Below are 16,789 nucleotides of genomic sequence, written 5' to 3'. Positions count from 1 at the left end.
GCGCCGCAATCCACGTCATACTGCTGTATCCTGTCTCAATGGGACGTCGGTCGCCGAATAGGCGGGGGTGTCAATGGAAACATGCGTGGCGGTCTGCGGCGAGAAAGCTGTCTCACCGCGTCTTAGCACAGGATGAGCAACAGGCTCTTTTACCTTGAAAGCGAAAGCGCGGAAAACGTCGAAATAGTTGGCGAAGACATATCCGTTGTTCATCCTTTGCCACTCGGCGCGCTTTGCCCTGTAGAGGGATGGCAACGTGTACCACGCCGCGCTTGGCAGCTTGTGGTGCACGAAATGCAAATTGTTGTAGAGAAAAAGTGGCGCCAAAATAGAGTTCTCGACGATAATCGTTCGTCCGTCCGGCTGTTCTGCCCATTGGTGTTCGCAATAGGAACGAATGGCGATGATGGATACGCCGAGATAGCCGGCAACGCTGATATAAAGCCAGATCGGAATGCCGAACACCGCCTGAATGACGAAGAGTGTTGGGATCAGCCCAGCCAGGTGCAGGGTCCAAGCGTAGATGACCCGGCGATCACCCTTGCCGATTTTCCGCCATTCGGACAGCGTGAAACCGATTACCATCAGCGGAGGGCCGATCACCATGCGGCCAATAAGCGTGTTGTTCCAGGCAAGCAGAGTTTTCAGAAGCGACGGCATTTTTTCCCAGTCGCCCATCGCCCGATAATAGCTCTCGGGATCGTCGAAGGGGTCCGTCAGACGCTCGTCAGCATGGTGCTGCAGATGTGTGCGCTTGTAGCTGCGATAGGGATAAAAGATTCCCAACGGCGTAAACACCAATGCTTCATTGAGGCGTGAGTTACGCGTGGGATGACCATGCAGGACTTCATGCTGAAGAGAGGAATGCAGAGCGACCGCGATCCCCATCAGCACCAACGAAAGCATCGGATACAACGGGTAAAGCGCATAACCTGCTGCGCCCCACAGACCGTAACAGACGACAAGCAGGCCAATCGTCGGCCACTCGATGCGCGGCGCACGCGATCGGGGCCTGTTCGTATTCTCTGCTGACTTCTGGATGGACGTTTCGCTCATGTGATTCCCCTATGCCATTGCAAACACAGGCTTTCATCGGCGCATGCGCCGCACAACGAGTTTATGGTGACCGATCGTTGATATTGGTCACAAATTATAGAATATGGTGATAATTATAAACAATGAGGTGAAATATGGACAAGCGCGCACTCGCCATCCTGTTCCGTACGCGTCTGGCGAGCCTGGTTGATCGGGCCGGAGAGAGCCATTCCGCATTCGCTTCGAAGGTCGGCATCGATCGCTCCGCCCTGTCGCAGCTGCTCTCGGGGGATTCGGCACGCTTGCCGCGCGTCGAGACACTCTTGAACATCGCCGAACGCCATTCCGTGTCGCTGGACTGGCTGCTCGGCCTCTCGCACGACCAGGGCTTGATGGGAGAACTGCGTCCAAGCTTCGAGATCGAGGAAGGCGGCGACGACTATACTGACACATTGCTGATGAACTGGCATGCCGAGGCGGCGGGATCTAAAATTCGCTATGTTCCTGCCCGTCTTCCGGATTTGCTCAGAACACCGAAGATCATCGCCTTTGAGGCGAAAGGCGCACATCAGAGTGTCATGGCGCAGGCCAGCGAGACGGCGTTCCGTCTGGATTACAACCGCCAACCCGGCACTGACATGGAAGTTTGTATGCCGCGTGAAACGCTGGAAGCCTTCGCAAAGGGGCAAGGCATGTGGCGCGGATTAAATCGCGACATTCGTGCCGAGCAACTCCAGTATATGGCTGCCCTGATCCGTGAACTCTACCCCTCGTTCCGACTGTTCCTGTTCAACGAAAAGGAACGGTTTTCCGTGCCTTACACGGTTTTCGGATCGCAACGAGCCGCGATATTCGTGGGTGGCATGTATCTCGTCCTCAACAACGCTGAATCAATCCGCAAAATGCAGTACCATTTCGACGAACTGATCCGTTCCACGCGCGTCCATGCCCATCAGGCCGCAGACTTTGTGCAGAACCTGGAGGTATCGTAAGCGGAGCAATTCGTTTTGGCCACGCGCCATTTGGCATGAGATGATCCGAACACTGATCAGATCAGTTTCCGGAAATCATTCGATTGGCCGCCAATCAATCGGAGACAGCGTCTTCAATATCGATGCCGGGATTGGCAGCCTCTAGATTGACGATGATCTTGCCCAGCGCCTGACAACTGAACTTGTTGAAGCCGTGTCAGAATTTCACCGTGGTGGCAGCGTCGGCCGCACCAGCGCTGACAAAAAGGGAGAGTGCGGCGGCAACAGTGCTTTGATGACGAGGAATTGTCACACGCTTCGGGAACATCGGAACCAAATGATTAAGGTCGAGTTGAGACGCAAGCCGTACGCCACGCCTCATGGAAACCTGATAGCCCGATCTGACGGGAGACTGAGATTTTCTGAACAGGTTGCCAGCGTTCGGTTCTGATTGTGAACGTTTGGAGGAAAACGTGACCGACTGGCTTGCGTCAATGGGTTTTGAGTTCGATATCGTTTCACATTTTGTCGCGATGCTGATTGCCTATGTTCTCGCTCTTCCGATCGGCTGGGACCGCGAGAAGCACGAACGCAGCGCCGGCCTGCGCACCTTTCCCCTCGTTGCAATCGCTTCATGCGGCTTCATACAGGCGACTGAAAGCGTCACTGCCGGCAACGCAGAGGCGACCGCACGTGTCGTAGAAGGCTTGATCAATGGCGTGGGTTTCATTGGAGGCGGGGCAATACTCGTTGGCAAACTTGGAACCCGTGGCACCGCTACAGCAGCCAGCATATGGGTCACCGGCGCGATCGGCGTTGCCGTTGGTCTTGGTTCTTACGAAACGGCCATCATTCTCTCCATCGCCACCTTCGCAACTTTGCGGGTTATGACGACCTTCAAGTCACAAAAAAACGAGCACCTCAGATCTGACGAATGACCCAAACACCTTCACAACTCTGATACCTCGCGGAACACGCGTGGCGCCTGCCTCGTTAATAACGCTCATACCAATAAGATCTGGAGGAGCACACCATGGACTGGAATCGGGTTGAAGGAAACTGGAAGCAGATGAAGGGCAAGGTCAAGGAACAGTGGGGAAAGCTCACCGATGACGACCTTGACGTCATCAACGGCAAACGCGAGCAGCTCGAAGGCAAAATCCAAGAACGTTACGGTTACGCAAAGGATCAAGCCAAAAAAGATATTGATCACTGGTACCGGAACCAGCATTTTCATTGAGGTTGCTGGCTAAAAATCTTCAATCAAAAGCCCGCCGTTCCGGGCGGGCTTACCGGCTCTTCTGGAACAAAAATCACGATCCTGAGTTCTGCGGCAAATGGATCATATCGTCACCCATATCAACAAGATCAAATCCCCGGGAGACCGCGCCGCCAGCGAAGACGGAGCCTTTGCCAGTCTCGTGTATGTTTCCAGTCTTGAGAACGGCATAACACGCAAACAGGGTAAGAACGGTTTTCTCTATTATGATGAAGACGGTCACAGGATAACGGACAAGGCCATACTTGAGAGAGTTGCAAGCCTCGCTATCCCACCTGCTTATGTGGACGTGATTATATCGTCAGATCCCAGATCCCATCTTCAGGCAACCGGACGCGACGCGAGGGGACGCAAACAATATCGATATCATCCAGATTGGTCGGAGGAACGCGGCAATGCCAAGTTCTCCCAACTGGTGGAATTTGCAGCGTCATTACCGGACATTCGCGAGAAGGTGGATACCGATCTGCGACTGCGCAAGCCCGGTCTCGACAAGGCTCTGGCCACGGTCGTCTGGCTGCTCGACAAGCTTTTCATCCGGGTTGGTAACGCGACATATGCGAAGGAAAACGGGTCGTTCGGTCTGACTACATTGAGAAATCGTCATGTGAAGATTGAAGGATCGACAGTCCATTTCAACTTCAAGGGAAAATCGGGCAAGGAATGGCGCCTCAGCCACCATGACAGGCGCATTACACATGCGATCAGGGCGCTCCAGGAGCTTCCGGGCCAGCAGCTTTTCCAATACCTCGACGAAGATGGACAACGACATCAGGTCAGGTCTCAGGACGTCAACGACTACATCCGGTCTGCATGCGGCGGCAACTTCAGTTCCCGACAGTTTCGTACCTGGGGCGCCTCCAAGATGGCGGCCGTTCAACTCGCACAACTCGAGCCCGGCCAAAGTCATGCGGAATGCGCCCGCATCATCAACGCCGTTATTGATGACGTCGCGAGCCGCCTCGTGAACACCCGCGCCGTATGCCGAAATTCTTATATTCATCCGAAAATCATCGACGCATTCCCCGACGGCGATCTCCAATCTCTCCTGAAAATCCGGCCGAGCCGAAGCCAGCGACTGAACCGGTGGCTGGAGACCGACGAAATTCGCGTCATGCGCTGGCTGGAAAGCCACTAGTTTTATCGAGGTTCGACAAATCTATAGAGGGAGAAAACCTTCTCAGGCGATATCGAAGAGGTGGCTATCAGGGTCCTTAACCCCATTGATCGCTGCCGCAACTATGTCGGCAGCAATCTGGCTAAAGGTGATCCCGTTTCCGCCAAATCCCATGACGGAATAAACATTTGCGTGCCCCGGCACGTTACCGATCAGCGGAAGGCCCGTTGTCGTCGATCCAAAGGCCGCTGCCCAACGATAAGCCGGCTGCCCAATATCAACATTAAGGAGCTCGGCGAGTTTGATACGAATAGAATATGTCTTTGCCTGAAGCCGTTTGCCATCCTGGAATGCCAGAGGATCATGCTCGTCCTCACCGCCGGCGATCAGCCGACCGGGTTGATCCGTTCGTAAATAGAGATATGGGTCGGACGCCTCCCATACGATGTGGTCGTGTAGCCAGTCGGGGATACGAACCCCAACGTCACTTGCCAGTGCCCATGTTGAAATGATTTCGTGCCGCTTGCTCTCAAGCACTTTGAGAAACTCGTAACCCGTACAAAAGACGGCGTGGTTGGCGATGAGAAGTTTGCCGCTGCCGGTGGCCAGAACAACCCCGTCTGAAAAGTCCTTCATATCGGTGACTTCGACGCCAGAGACGATTTCTACCTTGCGTCTGGCAAGGTGCCGCAGCAAACCGGCAGTGAGTTGCCCCGGATTGGCGGACGCAGAGATATTGCTGAGAATTGCACCTGTCCGCTCGATGTCGAAGCATTCGCGCAACTCTCGGGGGCCAAGATATTTCGCGTCGATACCCGCCTCTGCTCTGGCCTCTGCCTCCATCTTGAGGGCACGCGAGCCATAATCATTACCTGCCAGATAAAGCGCTTTCTTGCGGCGCATGCTGCAGGAAATATCCAGCGATTTGACAATCTCCTCGAGGCGCAAAACCGCCTGGGCCGATCTTTGCCATACCCGTCTGGCGTCGGCTTTTCCGATCATCTTTTGTAATTGATGGAGCGGCACGTCTATCTCGTGCTGTATCATTGCGGTCGAAGCGATACTGCTACCTCGGACAGGATCACCCTTGTCGATGATCAGCACTGACTTGCCCGATTGCGCAACAGCGTGCGCAACCAACGCCCCACTGATGCCGGCTCCAACTATGATGACATCGTATTTTTGAAGGGATGCCGTGTTTCTCGTTCGAACCGAGATGCGTGGGCTATCCATCCAGACGGGACGAAATTCTCTCAGGTCGCGCTCTTTCGTCAGTTGCGATCTGGACATGTCCCCTCCGTACCACGCTTAAGAAAAGAGCCCGACCTGAGGTCGGGCTCTTGAAACCATCAGTGCCGATGCTCGGGCATCTGCTTGAGCTGATCCTTGGTCCACGTTGTCAGAGCGTGTACATCTCCTGACTCATCGCGCATGAAATCGAGATCCGCCAATGGGACCGCTACAGGCTTGGCACCAATACCTAAAAAACCGCCCACGTCGATGATTGCGGTACTCGCAGTGCCAGCACCGTGAACGTGGTCAACCTTACCGACCTTGTGATCGTCGGCACCGTAAACGGTGGCACCCTGTAACACAGAAGGTGTCAGTTCGCGTGCGGTGAGACGGACATGATTGGTATGATCCATTTTCAATTCTCCTCGTGTTGGCTACACTAACGTAACTCCACCAGTCGCGTTCAGTTCCGCGTCTTGCCGGAGGTTTCTGCAGCCTAAAGTGTCGCCAAAGCCCGGTTGGAGATCTGTCCTCCATAGTTTTTCCGCATCTCGACCTTTTGCTCGAGAGCGGTGATCACATCGACCGACAGATCGACACCGTGCAGTTCCGCAATGTTCGGCAAGCCACCGGGAGTAAAAACATTGATCTCAAGAATTTTATCGCCAACGATGTCCAGGCCGACCAGAAACATGCCGTCCTGAATGAGCTTTGGCCGCACCATCTCGGCAACTGCAAGTATCTTGGGCGTGATCTCCACGGCGGCCGCTGTGCCAGCTACGTGCATATTCGAACGCACCTCTCCCTTGGCGGGAACCCGGCGGAAGGCAGCATAAGCACCATCCCGTTGAAGCGGGCGACCATTCATCAGGAAAAGGCGGATATCACCGGCCGTCGCATCGGGAAGGTACCCCTGAGCGATCAGGTAACCTTCACCGCTTACGGCCTCAAAAATCTGGTTGAGATTAGCTTCCTTGCTCGAATTGATCTTGAATACATTCTTGCCGCCCGACCCCTGGAGTGGCTTCAAAATAGCGCCCTGCTTCTGTTTGTCGATAAAGGCGCGGATTTCTTCGATGCTTTTCGAGATGAGCGTGGTCGGACGAACGGCCTCCGGAAAGCCCTGAAAATAAAGTTTGTTCTGGGCGCTAGCCAGACCATCCGGATCATTCACCGTCAGCACACCCCGCTCCGCCGCAAGACGGCCGAAAATAATGCCGGCTTGCGCAGCCCAAGGCCGCTCGTCAGCATCAAGCGATGGATCGTTGCGCAGGAACAGAACATCGATATCTTCGACCGGGATCGTCTGTATCTCGGCCTCCTTATGCTGCAGGGCCGAAACGAACGCATCAGCCTTTTTCGATTTTCCGCCCTTGGCAACGGTCGCACGCACCATAAGGCTATCGTCAGGCCGCAGCACGAAATCGCCCGGCGTCAGATAACAGACGTCGTGGCCGCGCGCTATTGCAGCCAATGCAAGCGCCGTGGTCGTGTAAAATTCCGTCTCGTCCGCGATAGAGTTCACAAAAAAAGCAATCCGCATTCACGTCTCCTGCCTTTGAATCATTTCTAACGGGCGCAAGCCTTGTTTGGCATGTGCCAAGCGGCCTCGCCCTTCGTCCGTTTCCAGGTAAAGCGGTCGGACCGCTGGCATCCGCAGCAGCCCTCGATCCGCGAGTTCTTGCATCACCTCAAAATGCGAGGCCGCGATCTTGCCCATCCAGAATGGTTCAAGCGCCCCTCCGGACCGAAGGTGCCGGAGCAACGCAAGCAGCCCCCGGAGATATATCGCGTCCTTGGCAAGGCCGCCGCCACGATAAAGGCGAAGAACCAGGTTGAATGCCGCACGCGGCGTAAAATCATGGTCGTCAACCAGAATGGAGTATGTCTCGGAAAATGTTGCGCCTTCAAGCATCGCGGCACACCCGACAACCCGACCCGCAATCAGTCTGAGACGTGCCGTCGTCATGCCGCCGGCCAGGTACTCGGCAAAGACCGCCAGCCCCTCCTGCATGCCTTCATAACCAGCAAGCCCGGAGCGAAACAGCCGCAGGCCCTGCACCGATCCGTTGAAGTAGGTGAGAAGATGGACACCGATCTCATGTGCCAGCAAAGGCTCGACACGGCGTTTATCCATCAATGTCGAACGCGCGATCAGCAGGCGGTGACCTGATACCATCAGGCCGGATGGCAGGTCGTCTCGCAGTTCAACCGCGACTTCGAACTCTGTCAATTGACGATGGTATACGGCGATCATCGTTCTGGCGCGCCGCTCGACATGAAAACAGTCGGCAATCCTGTCTTCCGACCCGCCATCGTCGTCGTTATTCGACGCAGGATCACTCGAATGCGCGAGAATTGTCTTTGCCTCTTCCAGCAGCGATGGCTCGACGGGACCGTAAAGCGCACGCCCAAATTCGATAAATTGCGGCTTCTCGCGAGAAGATAACAGCGAAAGCTGAATATCGAGTTCGTGCTGTTTCTCTCTGTAAAGCTGGTAGAGAACCGGGTCTTCAAGGTGATCGAAGGAAATTGAAAAGAGCTTCCGTTTGGTCGCTTCGACCTGAAACGCCAATGGGCGATAAAGGAATTTCGGATGCCGCCCATCGGACTTGAACGCGTTAAAGGCCGCTTCGGCATTGATAGGCGTCACAGCCAACAGAAAATCAAACGTCGACGCCACTTCATCTATGCTGCGATCAACGCGCGTCACTGTGTCAACGAATGTCTTGCGCCCCAATGCCCTATGGGTTTTGGGCGTCAGAACCTTCTGGCTTTCAATGAAACGTGAGATCGCCCTCAAGCCCGCATCAAACAGCAGCGAGACGAGCTGTTCACGCAGTTCGGGATAAATTTCATTGCTGCCCGGCTGTCGGTAGACTGGGGCAAACCGGACAGCCAGCGTCGAACAATGCAAATCACGCCCCAACACCTTGTCCTCTCTTAAGGGCGGGGTCTCAGCTCTCTTCACACGTGGCGTCCGAAATTTCGCTTCGCTATCGCTGACGACAGTGGTGAAAATTTCCGCAGCGTCCGCCATATCAGCACTTGCCCACAAGGCAATTTCAAACGGCGGAAGAAAGGGTGCATCCTCGGTCAGGAATCTGTCCTGCGTCAGCTCTCCGATATCGAAGAGAACGAAGGCGCCGAAACGTTTGCGAAGAACGACAGCGATTGCCTCGATAACCACCATTGCGGGCGCGGCATGCGGCGCAATCAGATAGGATGCGTTGGCACGGGCGATATCTCGGGCAACTGGCTCTGCATCGTCTTCGGCAATATGCACGCAAAGGAATGGTAGCGGGCGGTCAATATGCAGACGACCACCTCCAGGCAGATCCCGACGAATAGACTTGCCAGCGGAAAGACATGAAACAATATCCTCCAGCCACTCATCATCGCGCTGTTTCTCTAATGAAACCTGCTTCATGAGGGCCCCGCCAGTGATTTCTCGAGCACGGGAACAGCCGTTGCAACGATGTTGCGAAGCTGTGAGAGCACGCTTGTGTCCGGTTCACCGGTCCATTCGTCCATGAAGAACTTCTTGAACTCAACGGCGATCGCACAGCCGGTCAGGGGAAAATGTTCGTGGACAAATCGCGTCTGTTCGCCTTTTCCCTGGAACGCCACGTTTTCCTGCACATCAACAGGCCTGCCGTTGATTTCGAAGGATCGGAAGTGGTCGATGAGAGCATCGACGACTGGCGCCCAGCGCGCCCTATCCATGGAAAAGGTTCCGATGTTTATATCGGGCGCCTTTGACTGCAGTGTCGGCGCGGCGCCTGGACCGTCTCTACGGTGATTGTAACTATGGATATCAAGTACGACAAAGTGACCGAACTGGTGTTCGACGCCACGGAGAAAGTTGAGCAACATCTCATAATAGGCATCGTGCACTTGCAAGGACGTATCGATCTGATCCTGTGAGAGGGCGTCCGTCCAGACATTCAGACCCCATGCCTGCTCCGGCGTTAGATAGACGGCACCATCGCGGCTGCGATTGATATCCACTTCGAAACGGGACCGATGGAACACGATACGGTTTGGCACGTCGCGGATCGTATATTCCGTGTACGGGTCTTCTTCACGAAGACGCTCATCGTGGTCGATCGCGTAGAAGCTGAGAATATCATCACGGATATTGTGTCCTTCATGGATCGCTGTCGCGACAATTGGCGACAGTCCACGCTCGGTGCTCCATAAAGCGAAGGGTGTGGCGGGCGGCGAGATCAGCGTCTTGAGAGAATTCCCGTTGGCGGAAGATATCACGTCTCGAGATTTCTCCCGGTATTCGGCGCCCGTCATTCATCTCTCTCCCGTGCTGAGGTTGCCCCTGTCACGGTACAAACGCGCGACAGCCAAATTTGTTACGAGGCGTATTCAGATTTCCAATGTCTGGCGGACTGGCGGAAGCCCCTCAGTCCCAAATAGCCAGTATGGTCCGTCAGGATTTCACCCTGCTAAAATTCACGGCAAACAACCGTTCATGGAACGACGCGCCGAGGCGAACGTTGAATCTCAAACCGAACACCCCTGCGCGCCGTGAGCTACGTTTCGGTCGCGGCTCCCATTCAAATTGTTATGGAGAACAACGATGACCGACCGGCAGACACTCCAGGACCCGCGCAAACTTTACCCCTCGCCGCCATTTCAGTCCCAGCCTCAAACGATGCCGGGACTTGCACAAAACATGGTGCCGTTACCTGATCACGGTGAAGCAAGTTACAAAGGGTCGGGAAAACTGACAGGGCGAAAGGCACTGATTACCGGCGGCGATTCCGGTATTGGCCGTGCCGTTGCCATTGCTTTTGCACGCGAGGGTGCGGACGTTGCCATCTCCTATCTTGAAGAAGAAGAGACTGACGCCGAAAGGGTAATCGAACTCATCGAGGCAGAAGGCCGAATTGGCGTGGCTCTTCCAGGCGATATCAAGCAGGAAACATGGTGTCGCGAGATGGTCGAAAAGGCCGTTAGCGATTTGGATGGCCTCGATATCCTCGTTATCAACGCAGCAAGGCAGCAGTATCGTGACGATATCAGTGCGCTGTCGACCGATGATTTCGACCAGACGATGAAGACCAATCTTTACGCGCTTCACTGGATTGCGCAGGCGGCGACGCCCTACTTAAAGCCCGGCTCTTCCGTGATTACCACTGCTTCCATCCAGGCCTACGAGCCCTCCCCGATCCTGTTGGATTATGCAACGACCAAAGCTGGCATTGTCGCTTACACCAAGGCGCTGTCGAAGCAGCTCATTGAAAAGGGCGTGCGTGCCAACGTCGTCGCTCCAGGTCCGTTCTGGACTGTCCTTCAGCCCAGCGGCGGACAGCCGGATGAGAAGGTTCAACACTTCGGTGAAAACAGCGACTTTGGCCGTCCTGGTCAGCCTGTCGAACTGGCACCGATTTATGTTCTGCTTGCTTCGCAGGACGCCAGCTTCATCAACGGCGAAGTCTACGGTGTAACAGGTGGCAAGGGCATCGCATGACCAGTTTCATCGTTTTGCAGGGCGAGGCTGAGCAAGGCCGATGTTGAGAACAATCGAAAGGTCACGATCTGATCAGGCAGACATCAAGGCTCATACCAAAGGCTGACCGAAAGAATGAACACCGAGGCCGCACAGACGCCGAACGATGCAGTTACAGAACGAGAGTTGACGCCCGAAGAAGCTGAGCGGGCGCGTAGAAAATACCTGTTGTCGCGCTTCTGGCGTAGTGCCCGTGGCTTCTGGAGCCGCCGTGGACCAAAGCTCGCGTGGCCCTGCTCAATTGGCTTGGTTGCACTCCTCTGCACCAATGTCGTTTTCCAGTACGGTATCAACGTCTGGAACCGCAATCTTTTCGACGCGATAGAACAACGCGACGCCAGCACGGTTTATTTCCTCAGCGCGATCTTTATTCCATTGGTGATCGGCAGCATGTCGCTTGTGGTGATCCAGGTGTTTTTCCGCATGATCATACAACGTCGCTGGCGCAAATGGCTGACGACGGACATCATCGCCCGCTGGCTTGCCAACGGTCGCTATTACCAATTGAACCTGATCGGTGGCGACCACAAAAATCCGGAGGCACGCATCTCTGAGGATTTGCGCATCGCAACGGAAGCACCGGTCGACTTTGTTGCCGGTGTTACCTCCGCCTTTCTGTCGGCCTCCACATTCATCGTCGTTCTCTGGACAATTGGCGGATCTCTGACATTCACCATTGCAGGAACGAGTTTCACCGTCCCCGGTTTCCTTGTTATCACGGCCCTGCTGTACGCAACGATCACGTCCACATCGATGGTTGTCATCGGGCGAAATTTTGTCCGTATTTCGGAGCTCAAGAACCAGGCTGAGGCGGAGTTTCGCTACACGCTAACGCGTGTACGTGAAAACGGCGAGAGCATTGCCTTGCTCGGCGGAGAGGAAGAAGAACGCAACGACCTCAACAAGACGTTTTCAGCAGCTTTGCACCAATGGGCTCGTTTGGCGCGGCAATATATGCGCACGACGCTGGTGTCACAGGTATCGAGCCTCTTTGCCCCTGTCGTTCCCGTCCTGCTTTGTGCACCGAAATTTCTGGATGGCAGCATGTCGCTGGGCCAGGTGATGCAGGCCGCATCTGCCTTCGCGATCGTCCAGGGCGCATTTGGGTGGCTGGTCGACAATTACCCGCGGCTCGCCGACTGGAATGCCTGCGCACGACGCGTCGCATCTCTCATGGTTTCACTCGACGGCCTTGAGCAGACTGAGAAAAGTGATGCGGTCGGCCGCGTCAAGCACGGCAAGATTGAGGGCGAAGCAATCCTCAGCCTGAACGATCTTTCGGTCTCGCTAAACGATGGCACTGCTGTGCTGACGGAAACGGAGGTGGAAATTAAACAAGGCGAGCGCGTGCTGGTTTCCGGGGAGTCCGGATCAGGCAAGAGCACGCTTGTGCGGACAATCGCAGGCCTCTGGCCGTGGGGCGGCGGTAGTGTCGACCTGCATCCAGACAAGCGCCTTTTCATGTTGCCGCAACGGCCCTACATCCCGCTCGGTACTTTGGGGCGCGCCGTCACCTACCCGGGTGCATCGGACGACTGGTCGCCCGACGAGGTCAAGACAGCGCTCGAAAAGGTCGGACTTGGCCACCTGGCGGAGAAGATCGAAGAAGATGCCCCCTGGGACCAGACGCTGTCAGGCGGAGAGAAACAGAGGCTGGCGTTTGCACGTCTCCTGCTTCACAGACCCGATATCGTCGTACTCGACGAAGCAACCTCGGCACTCGATGACAAGAGCCAGGACAAGATCATGGAGCGTCTGATCGACGAGCTGCCCGATTCCACCATCCTCAGTGTCGCCCACAGAGCCGAACTCGAGGCTTTTCACAGCCGAAAGATCACCCTTGAGCGCCGCGAGGGCGGCGCCAAACTGGTCAGCGATATCGATCTTCTTCGGTCCCACAAAAAGCGCAACATGCTGAGACGTCTGGTCAGGCGACCTAAAATCCGCCTGTGAGACCTAGGGGGAGGATACAGGGGTTAGCGATTAAGACTGGCGTTTCTCCAACAGCTCCTTGGCATAAATCGCCATCATTCTTTCCTCGTTTGCGGGGATGATGAGCGTTTTGAAAGGCTGCAGAAAAGCAAGCCGGGCCAGAACCGCATCGCGAACAGAAGTGGCATTTTCCCCGACCCCACCTGTAAAGACCAGCGCATCGATGCCGCCCATCGAAACGGCCATCATCGCCGTGTATTGCGCGACCTTGAGTGCGAGATAGTCGAGTGTGAACTGCGCTTGCGGATCATCGCTTTCCATCAGCGTTTTCACGTCGCTGCTGACGCCCGACAATCCCTTCAAACCGGAGCGTTCGTAAAGTGCCTCCTCGACCTTCTCGACCGGCATTCCAAGTGCGCGCAGCATATAAGTCACCGCTCCGGCATCAATGGCGCCGGGGCGGCTGCCCATCGGCAAACCATCGAGAGCCGTCATCCCCATCGTCGTGTCGATGCTCCTACCGTTCGAGAGCGCGCAAAGACTTGCTCCATTACCGAGATGACCAACGACGACCTTTCCGCTTGCGAGGTCCGGATGCTCCTTCGCCAGCACCCGGGAGATCCAGTCATAGGAAATGCCATGGAAACCATACCGGCGAATACCTTTGCTCCGCAGATCCTCCTCCACTGCAAATGTTCGGAAGAGTGCGTTCTGGCCGGTGTGAAACGCGGTGTCGAAACACGCAATATCTGGTGCATCTGCCAGGCGGTCGGACGCATCGATGCCCGCCAAATTGTAGGGCTGATGAAGAGGCGCCAAGGGCACCAGCGCTTCCAGCTGCTTTCTGACCTGCGGTGTCACGATGACCGGATCGACAAGGTCTGGACCACCATGCACGATACGGTGCACTGCTGCGACCATATGCCAACCATCGTCGAAACGGTCGATCAGATCCATCAAAGCGCCCATCGCGGCAACATGGTCATGGGCATCAAGAGAACGATCGATATGCGTGCCCGTCGTTTCGATTGTCGCTATCAGCCTCGCATCTGTTCCGATGCCGGCAACCTTGCCTTTTGCCAGTTTGTCGAGGTTTTCATAGCCGAAAACCTCGAATTTCAGGCTGGAGGAACCGGTGTTCAAAACGAGCAGAATATCGATCATCCGATAACCCCTTTTTACGTCTTTCAGCCAGGCAATGATGCGCCACTCGACACTTGCCGCGGTAACCGATCAGGGGCGAGTGAGAGAAGAGCCACACGAGGGATTGCCGACCGGACGACGGCACCTCGCAACTCTTCTCGCCTGATGTTTCGGTCTATTGTGACTGCCATTTCCAGCTGACGATCTCCGGCATGTCCTCGCCATACTCCCTGACATAGGCATGGTGCTGGGCGATTTTGGCTTCCAGTACGGCGACCGTCGGGGCAGCCGTATCCTTCAGGCCTGGCACCCTTGCAATTGCCTCGAGAGCGAGATGGAAACGGTCGAGCTGGTTCAGCACAGTCATGTCGAACGGTGTCGTTGTCGTCCCCTCCTCGATGAAGCCACGGACATGGATGTTGCGGTGGTTCGTCCGTTTATAGGTGAGCCTGTGAATGAGATATGGGTAGCCGTGATAAGCAAAGATTACCGGCCGATCCGTTGTGAACAATGCATCGAAATCCGCATCAGAAAATCCATGCGGATGATGCTCCTTGGATTGCAGGCACATGAGATCGACGACATTGACCACGCGGACACGCAAATCAGGGATCGCCTCACGAAGCAACATAACCGCCGCCATTGTCTCCATGGTTGGAACGTCTCCAGCGCAGGCCATAACGACGTCTGGCTGCATGTCCGTATGGGTGCCCGCCCAATCCCACGTCCCCATGCCTGCTTCGCAATGCGCGACAGCCTCGTTCATCGTCAACCATTGTGGTTCAGGCTGTTTCCCGGCGACGACAACATTGATCCGGTCATAGGTTCCGAGAATATGGTGCCCCACCCAAAGGAGCGTGTTGGCATCCGGGGGCAGATAAATACGGACGATATCCGCTTTCTTGTTGGCGACAAGGTCGACAAACCCGGGGTCCTGGTGGCTGAACCCATTGTGATCCTGGCGCCAGACGTGGGAGGTCAACAGGTAGTTGAGTGACGAGATCGGTTTTCGCCATTCCAGCTCGCGGGTCACCTTCAACCATTTGGCATGCTGGTTGAACATGGAATCGACGATGTGGATGAAAGCCTCATAGCAGGAGAAGAAGCCATGACGCCCGGTGAGCAGGTAACCTTCCAGCCAACCCTGGCATAGATGCTCGCTGAGAACCTCCATAACCCGGCCATCACGAGCCAGATGAACGTCGTAGGGTTCGATCTTTTCCATCCATACACGATCGGTGTTATCGAATACGGCACCCAGTCTGTTCGATTCCGTTTCATCCGGACCAAAAATCCGGAAGTTCGCATCCTTGTCGTTGAGGGCCAGGACATCGCGAAGATAACGGCCGAGAATCTCGGTCGTCTGCACCATCAGGGCGCCCCGCTCGCCCACATCAACGGCAATAGCATGATCGGCGATGGCGGGAAGCACGAGTTCCTTCCGCAGAATACCGCCGTTTGCATGCGGGTTGGCACTCATACGCTTCTGCCCAGTGGGCGCGATGGCGCGCAGTTCCGGCTTCAGCCTTCCGCTTTCGTCGAACAGATCATCAGGGCGATAGCGCTTCAGCCAGTCGAGCAGAATTTCACGGTGAGCGTCGTCAGACCGGCAATTCGACACCGGAACCTGATGTGCCCGCCAGAAACCTTCAACCTTTTTACCGTCGACTTCCGCAGGCCCTGTCCATCCTTTTGGGCTGCGCAGAATGATCATCGGCCAACGCGGGCTGCCGACCAAGGTTCCGGCAGCTGCCGCCTGTTTGATCTCGGCAATCATGTCGAAGCAACGGTCAAATGCGGCCGCCATCGCCTGATGCATAAGAGCGGGGTCAGACCCTTCGACGAAAATCGGCTCGTAACCGTAACCGAGGAAAAGCGACCGCACGTCCCCATCATCCATACGCCCAAGCACGGTCGGGTTGGCAATCTTGTATCCATTCAGATGGAGAATTGGCAGAACGGTGCCATCACGGACCGGGTTGATGAACTTGCTAGACAACCAGCTTGCCGCGAGTGGGCCGGTTTCGGCCTCGCCATCACCCACAACGCAGGCGACAACGAGATCGGGATTATCAAGTGCTGCACCGTAAGCGTGCACCAACGCATAACCAAGTTCACCACCTTCGTGAATGGAGCCCGGGGTTTCTGGTGCGACGTGGCTTGGAATTCCGCCCGGAAAGGAAAACTGCTTGAAGAGCTTGGCGAGACCCGCCTGATCCTCGCTTATATCAGGATAGACCTCCGAATAGGTGCCCTCGAGATAGGTATTGGCAACCATTCCTGGGCCACCGTGGCCGGGGCCGCAGACATAGATGACGTCGGAATTTCTCTCACGAATGATACGATTGAGATGGACATAGATGAAATTCAGACCGGGTGTTGTACCCCAATGGCCGAGAAGGCGCGGCTTGATGTGCTCCGGTTTGAGCGGTTCGCGCAGCAACGGGTTGTCCATCAAATAGATCTGGCCGACGGAAAGATAATTTGCAGCGCTCCAATAACGGTCGATGAGCGACAGTTCGTTATGATCCAGCATTCCGATACATCTCCAG

14 protein-coding genes are annotated in these 16,789 nt (G+C 55.5%); 6 read left to right on the top strand and 8 right to left on the bottom strand.

Annotated features, from left to right (window positions below; translation table 11 throughout):
• Positions 1-15 precede the first annotated feature (15 nt).
• Entirely contained in the window at positions 16-1,056 is a 1,041-nt protein-coding gene (locus FY156_24630) for a fatty acid desaturase (protein UXS04643.1), read from the bottom strand.
• A 134-nt stretch (positions 1,057-1,190) separates the two neighbouring features.
• Between FY156_24630 and FY156_24625 the strand changes: the two genes are divergently transcribed.
• From FY156_24625 to FY156_24610, 4 genes are all read left to right on the top strand, one after another.
• On the top strand, positions 1,191-2,027 hold the full coding sequence (locus FY156_24625; protein UXS04642.1) for a helix-turn-helix transcriptional regulator: 837 nt from the start codon (positions 1,191-1,193) through the stop codon (positions 2,025-2,027).
• 473 nt (positions 2,028-2,500) lie between these two features.
• Complete coding sequence (locus FY156_24620) at positions 2,501-2,944, top strand: MgtC/SapB family protein (GenBank protein UXS05235.1); 444 nt, start codon at positions 2,501-2,503, stop codon at positions 2,942-2,944.
• 95 nt (positions 2,945-3,039) lie between these two features.
• Positions 3,040-3,246, top strand: coding sequence for a CsbD family protein (locus FY156_24615; GenBank protein UXS04641.1), 207 nt, complete (start codon positions 3,040-3,042; stop codon positions 3,244-3,246).
• 97 nt (positions 3,247-3,343) lie between these two features.
• Entirely contained in the window at positions 3,344-4,423 is a 1,080-nt protein-coding gene (locus FY156_24610; protein ID UXS04640.1) for a DNA topoisomerase IB, read from the top strand.
• Positions 4,424-4,465: 42 nt separating this feature from the next.
• On the opposite strand, the gene FY156_24605 is transcribed toward FY156_24610, so the two are convergent.
• The 5 genes from FY156_24605 to FY156_24585 form a co-directional block, all read right to left on the bottom strand.
• A complete protein-coding gene (locus FY156_24605; protein UXS04639.1) occupies positions 4,466-5,692 on the bottom strand; it encodes an FAD-binding oxidoreductase in 1,227 nt (408 codons plus the stop codon).
• A 59-nt stretch (positions 5,693-5,751) separates the two neighbouring features.
• Positions 5,752-6,048: a PRC-barrel domain containing protein gene (locus tag FY156_24600; GenBank protein ID UXS04638.1), complete on the bottom strand. Its 297-nt coding sequence runs from the start codon at positions 6,046-6,048 to the stop codon at positions 5,752-5,754.
• An 83-nt stretch (positions 6,049-6,131) separates the two neighbouring features.
• Positions 6,132-7,178 carry a glutathione synthase gene (locus tag FY156_24595; GenBank protein UXS04637.1) on the bottom strand — a complete coding sequence of 349 codons (1,047 nt, stop codon included), beginning with the start codon at positions 7,176-7,178 and terminating at the stop codon, positions 6,132-6,134.
• On the bottom strand, positions 7,179-9,065 hold the full coding sequence (locus tag FY156_24590; protein ID UXS04636.1) for a flavohemoglobin expression-modulating QEGLA motif protein: 1,887 nt from the start codon (positions 9,063-9,065) through the stop codon (positions 7,179-7,181).
• A complete protein-coding gene (locus FY156_24585) occupies positions 9,062-9,940 on the bottom strand; it encodes an N-formylglutamate amidohydrolase (protein UXS04635.1) in 879 nt (292 codons plus the stop codon). Before FY156_24585 ends, FY156_24590 begins: the two co-directional genes overlap by 4 nt.
• Before the next feature lie 289 nt (positions 9,941-10,229).
• Between FY156_24585 and FY156_24580 the strand changes: the two genes are divergently transcribed.
• Positions 10,230-11,123: an SDR family oxidoreductase gene (locus FY156_24580; GenBank protein ID UXS04634.1), complete on the top strand. Its 894-nt coding sequence runs from the start codon at positions 10,230-10,232 to the stop codon at positions 11,121-11,123.
• Positions 11,124-11,237: 114 nt separating this feature from the next.
• Positions 11,238-13,115: an ABC transporter ATP-binding protein/permease gene (locus tag FY156_24575; GenBank protein UXS04633.1), complete on the top strand. Its 1,878-nt coding sequence runs from the start codon at positions 11,238-11,240 to the stop codon at positions 13,113-13,115.
• Positions 13,116-13,145: 30 nt separating this feature from the next.
• On the opposite strand, the gene FY156_24570 is transcribed toward FY156_24575, so the two are convergent.
• Together FY156_24570 and FY156_24565 are read right to left on the bottom strand one after the other, a co-directional pair.
• The gene (locus FY156_24570; protein ID UXS04632.1) at positions 13,146-14,258 is read right to left on the bottom strand and encodes an acetate/propionate family kinase; all 1,113 of its coding nucleotides are present in this window, start codon (positions 14,256-14,258) and stop codon (positions 13,146-13,148) included.
• 154 nt (positions 14,259-14,412) lie between these two features.
• Complete coding sequence (locus tag FY156_24565; GenBank protein ID UXS04631.1) at positions 14,413-16,773, bottom strand: phosphoketolase family protein; 2,361 nt, start codon at positions 16,771-16,773, stop codon at positions 14,413-14,415.
• Between the last annotated feature and the right edge of the window lie 16 nt (positions 16,774-16,789).

Origin of the sequence: Agrobacterium tumefaciens (genome assembly GCA_025559845.1) — a bacterium.
Classification (GTDB): domain Bacteria; phylum Pseudomonadota; class Alphaproteobacteria; order Rhizobiales; family Rhizobiaceae; genus Agrobacterium.
The sequence above is the reverse complement of the archived record's forward strand: the minus strand, read 5'-3'. Positions and strand labels throughout refer to the sequence as shown.

What these genes read in the sequence shown, in the direction of transcription:
- FY156_24620 (UXS05235.1), top strand. Translation starts at nt 2,501, where the DNA reads ATGGGTTTTGAGTTCGATATCGTTTCACATTTTGTCGCGATGCTGATT.
- FY156_24600 (UXS04638.1), bottom strand. Translation starts at nt 6,048, where the DNA reads ATGGATCATACCAATCATGTCCGTCTCACCGCACGCGAACTGACACCT.
- FY156_24570 (UXS04632.1), bottom strand. Translation starts at nt 14,258, where the DNA reads ATGATCGATATTCTGCTCGTTTTGAACACCGGTTCCTCCAGCCTGAAA.
- FY156_24565 (UXS04631.1), bottom strand. Translation starts at nt 16,773, where the DNA reads ATGCTGGATCATAACGAACTGTCGCTCATCGACCGTTATTGGAGCGCT.
- FY156_24615 (UXS04641.1), top strand. Translation starts at nt 3,040, where the DNA reads ATGGACTGGAATCGGGTTGAAGGAAACTGGAAGCAGATGAAGGGCAAG.
- FY156_24585 (UXS04635.1), bottom strand. Translation starts at nt 9,940, where the DNA reads ATGACGGGCGCCGAATACCGGGAGAAATCTCGAGACGTGATATCTTCC.
- FY156_24625 (UXS04642.1), top strand. Translation starts at nt 1,191, where the DNA reads ATGGACAAGCGCGCACTCGCCATCCTGTTCCGTACGCGTCTGGCGAGC.
- FY156_24595 (UXS04637.1), bottom strand. Translation starts at nt 7,178, where the DNA reads ATGCGGATTGCTTTTTTTGTGAACTCTATCGCGGACGAGACGGAATTT.
- FY156_24605 (UXS04639.1), bottom strand. Translation starts at nt 5,692, where the DNA reads ATGTCCAGATCGCAACTGACGAAAGAGCGCGACCTGAGAGAATTTCGT.
- FY156_24630 (UXS04643.1), bottom strand. Translation starts at nt 1,056, where the DNA reads ATGAGCGAAACGTCCATCCAGAAGTCAGCAGAGAATACGAACAGGCCC.
- FY156_24575 (UXS04633.1), top strand. Translation starts at nt 11,238, where the DNA reads ATGAACACCGAGGCCGCACAGACGCCGAACGATGCAGTTACAGAACGA.
- FY156_24610 (UXS04640.1), top strand. Translation starts at nt 3,344, where the DNA reads ATGGATCATATCGTCACCCATATCAACAAGATCAAATCCCCGGGAGAC.
- FY156_24590 (UXS04636.1), bottom strand. Translation starts at nt 9,065, where the DNA reads ATGAAGCAGGTTTCATTAGAGAAACAGCGCGATGATGAGTGGCTGGAG.
- FY156_24580 (UXS04634.1), top strand. Translation starts at nt 10,230, where the DNA reads ATGACCGACCGGCAGACACTCCAGGACCCGCGCAAACTTTACCCCTCG.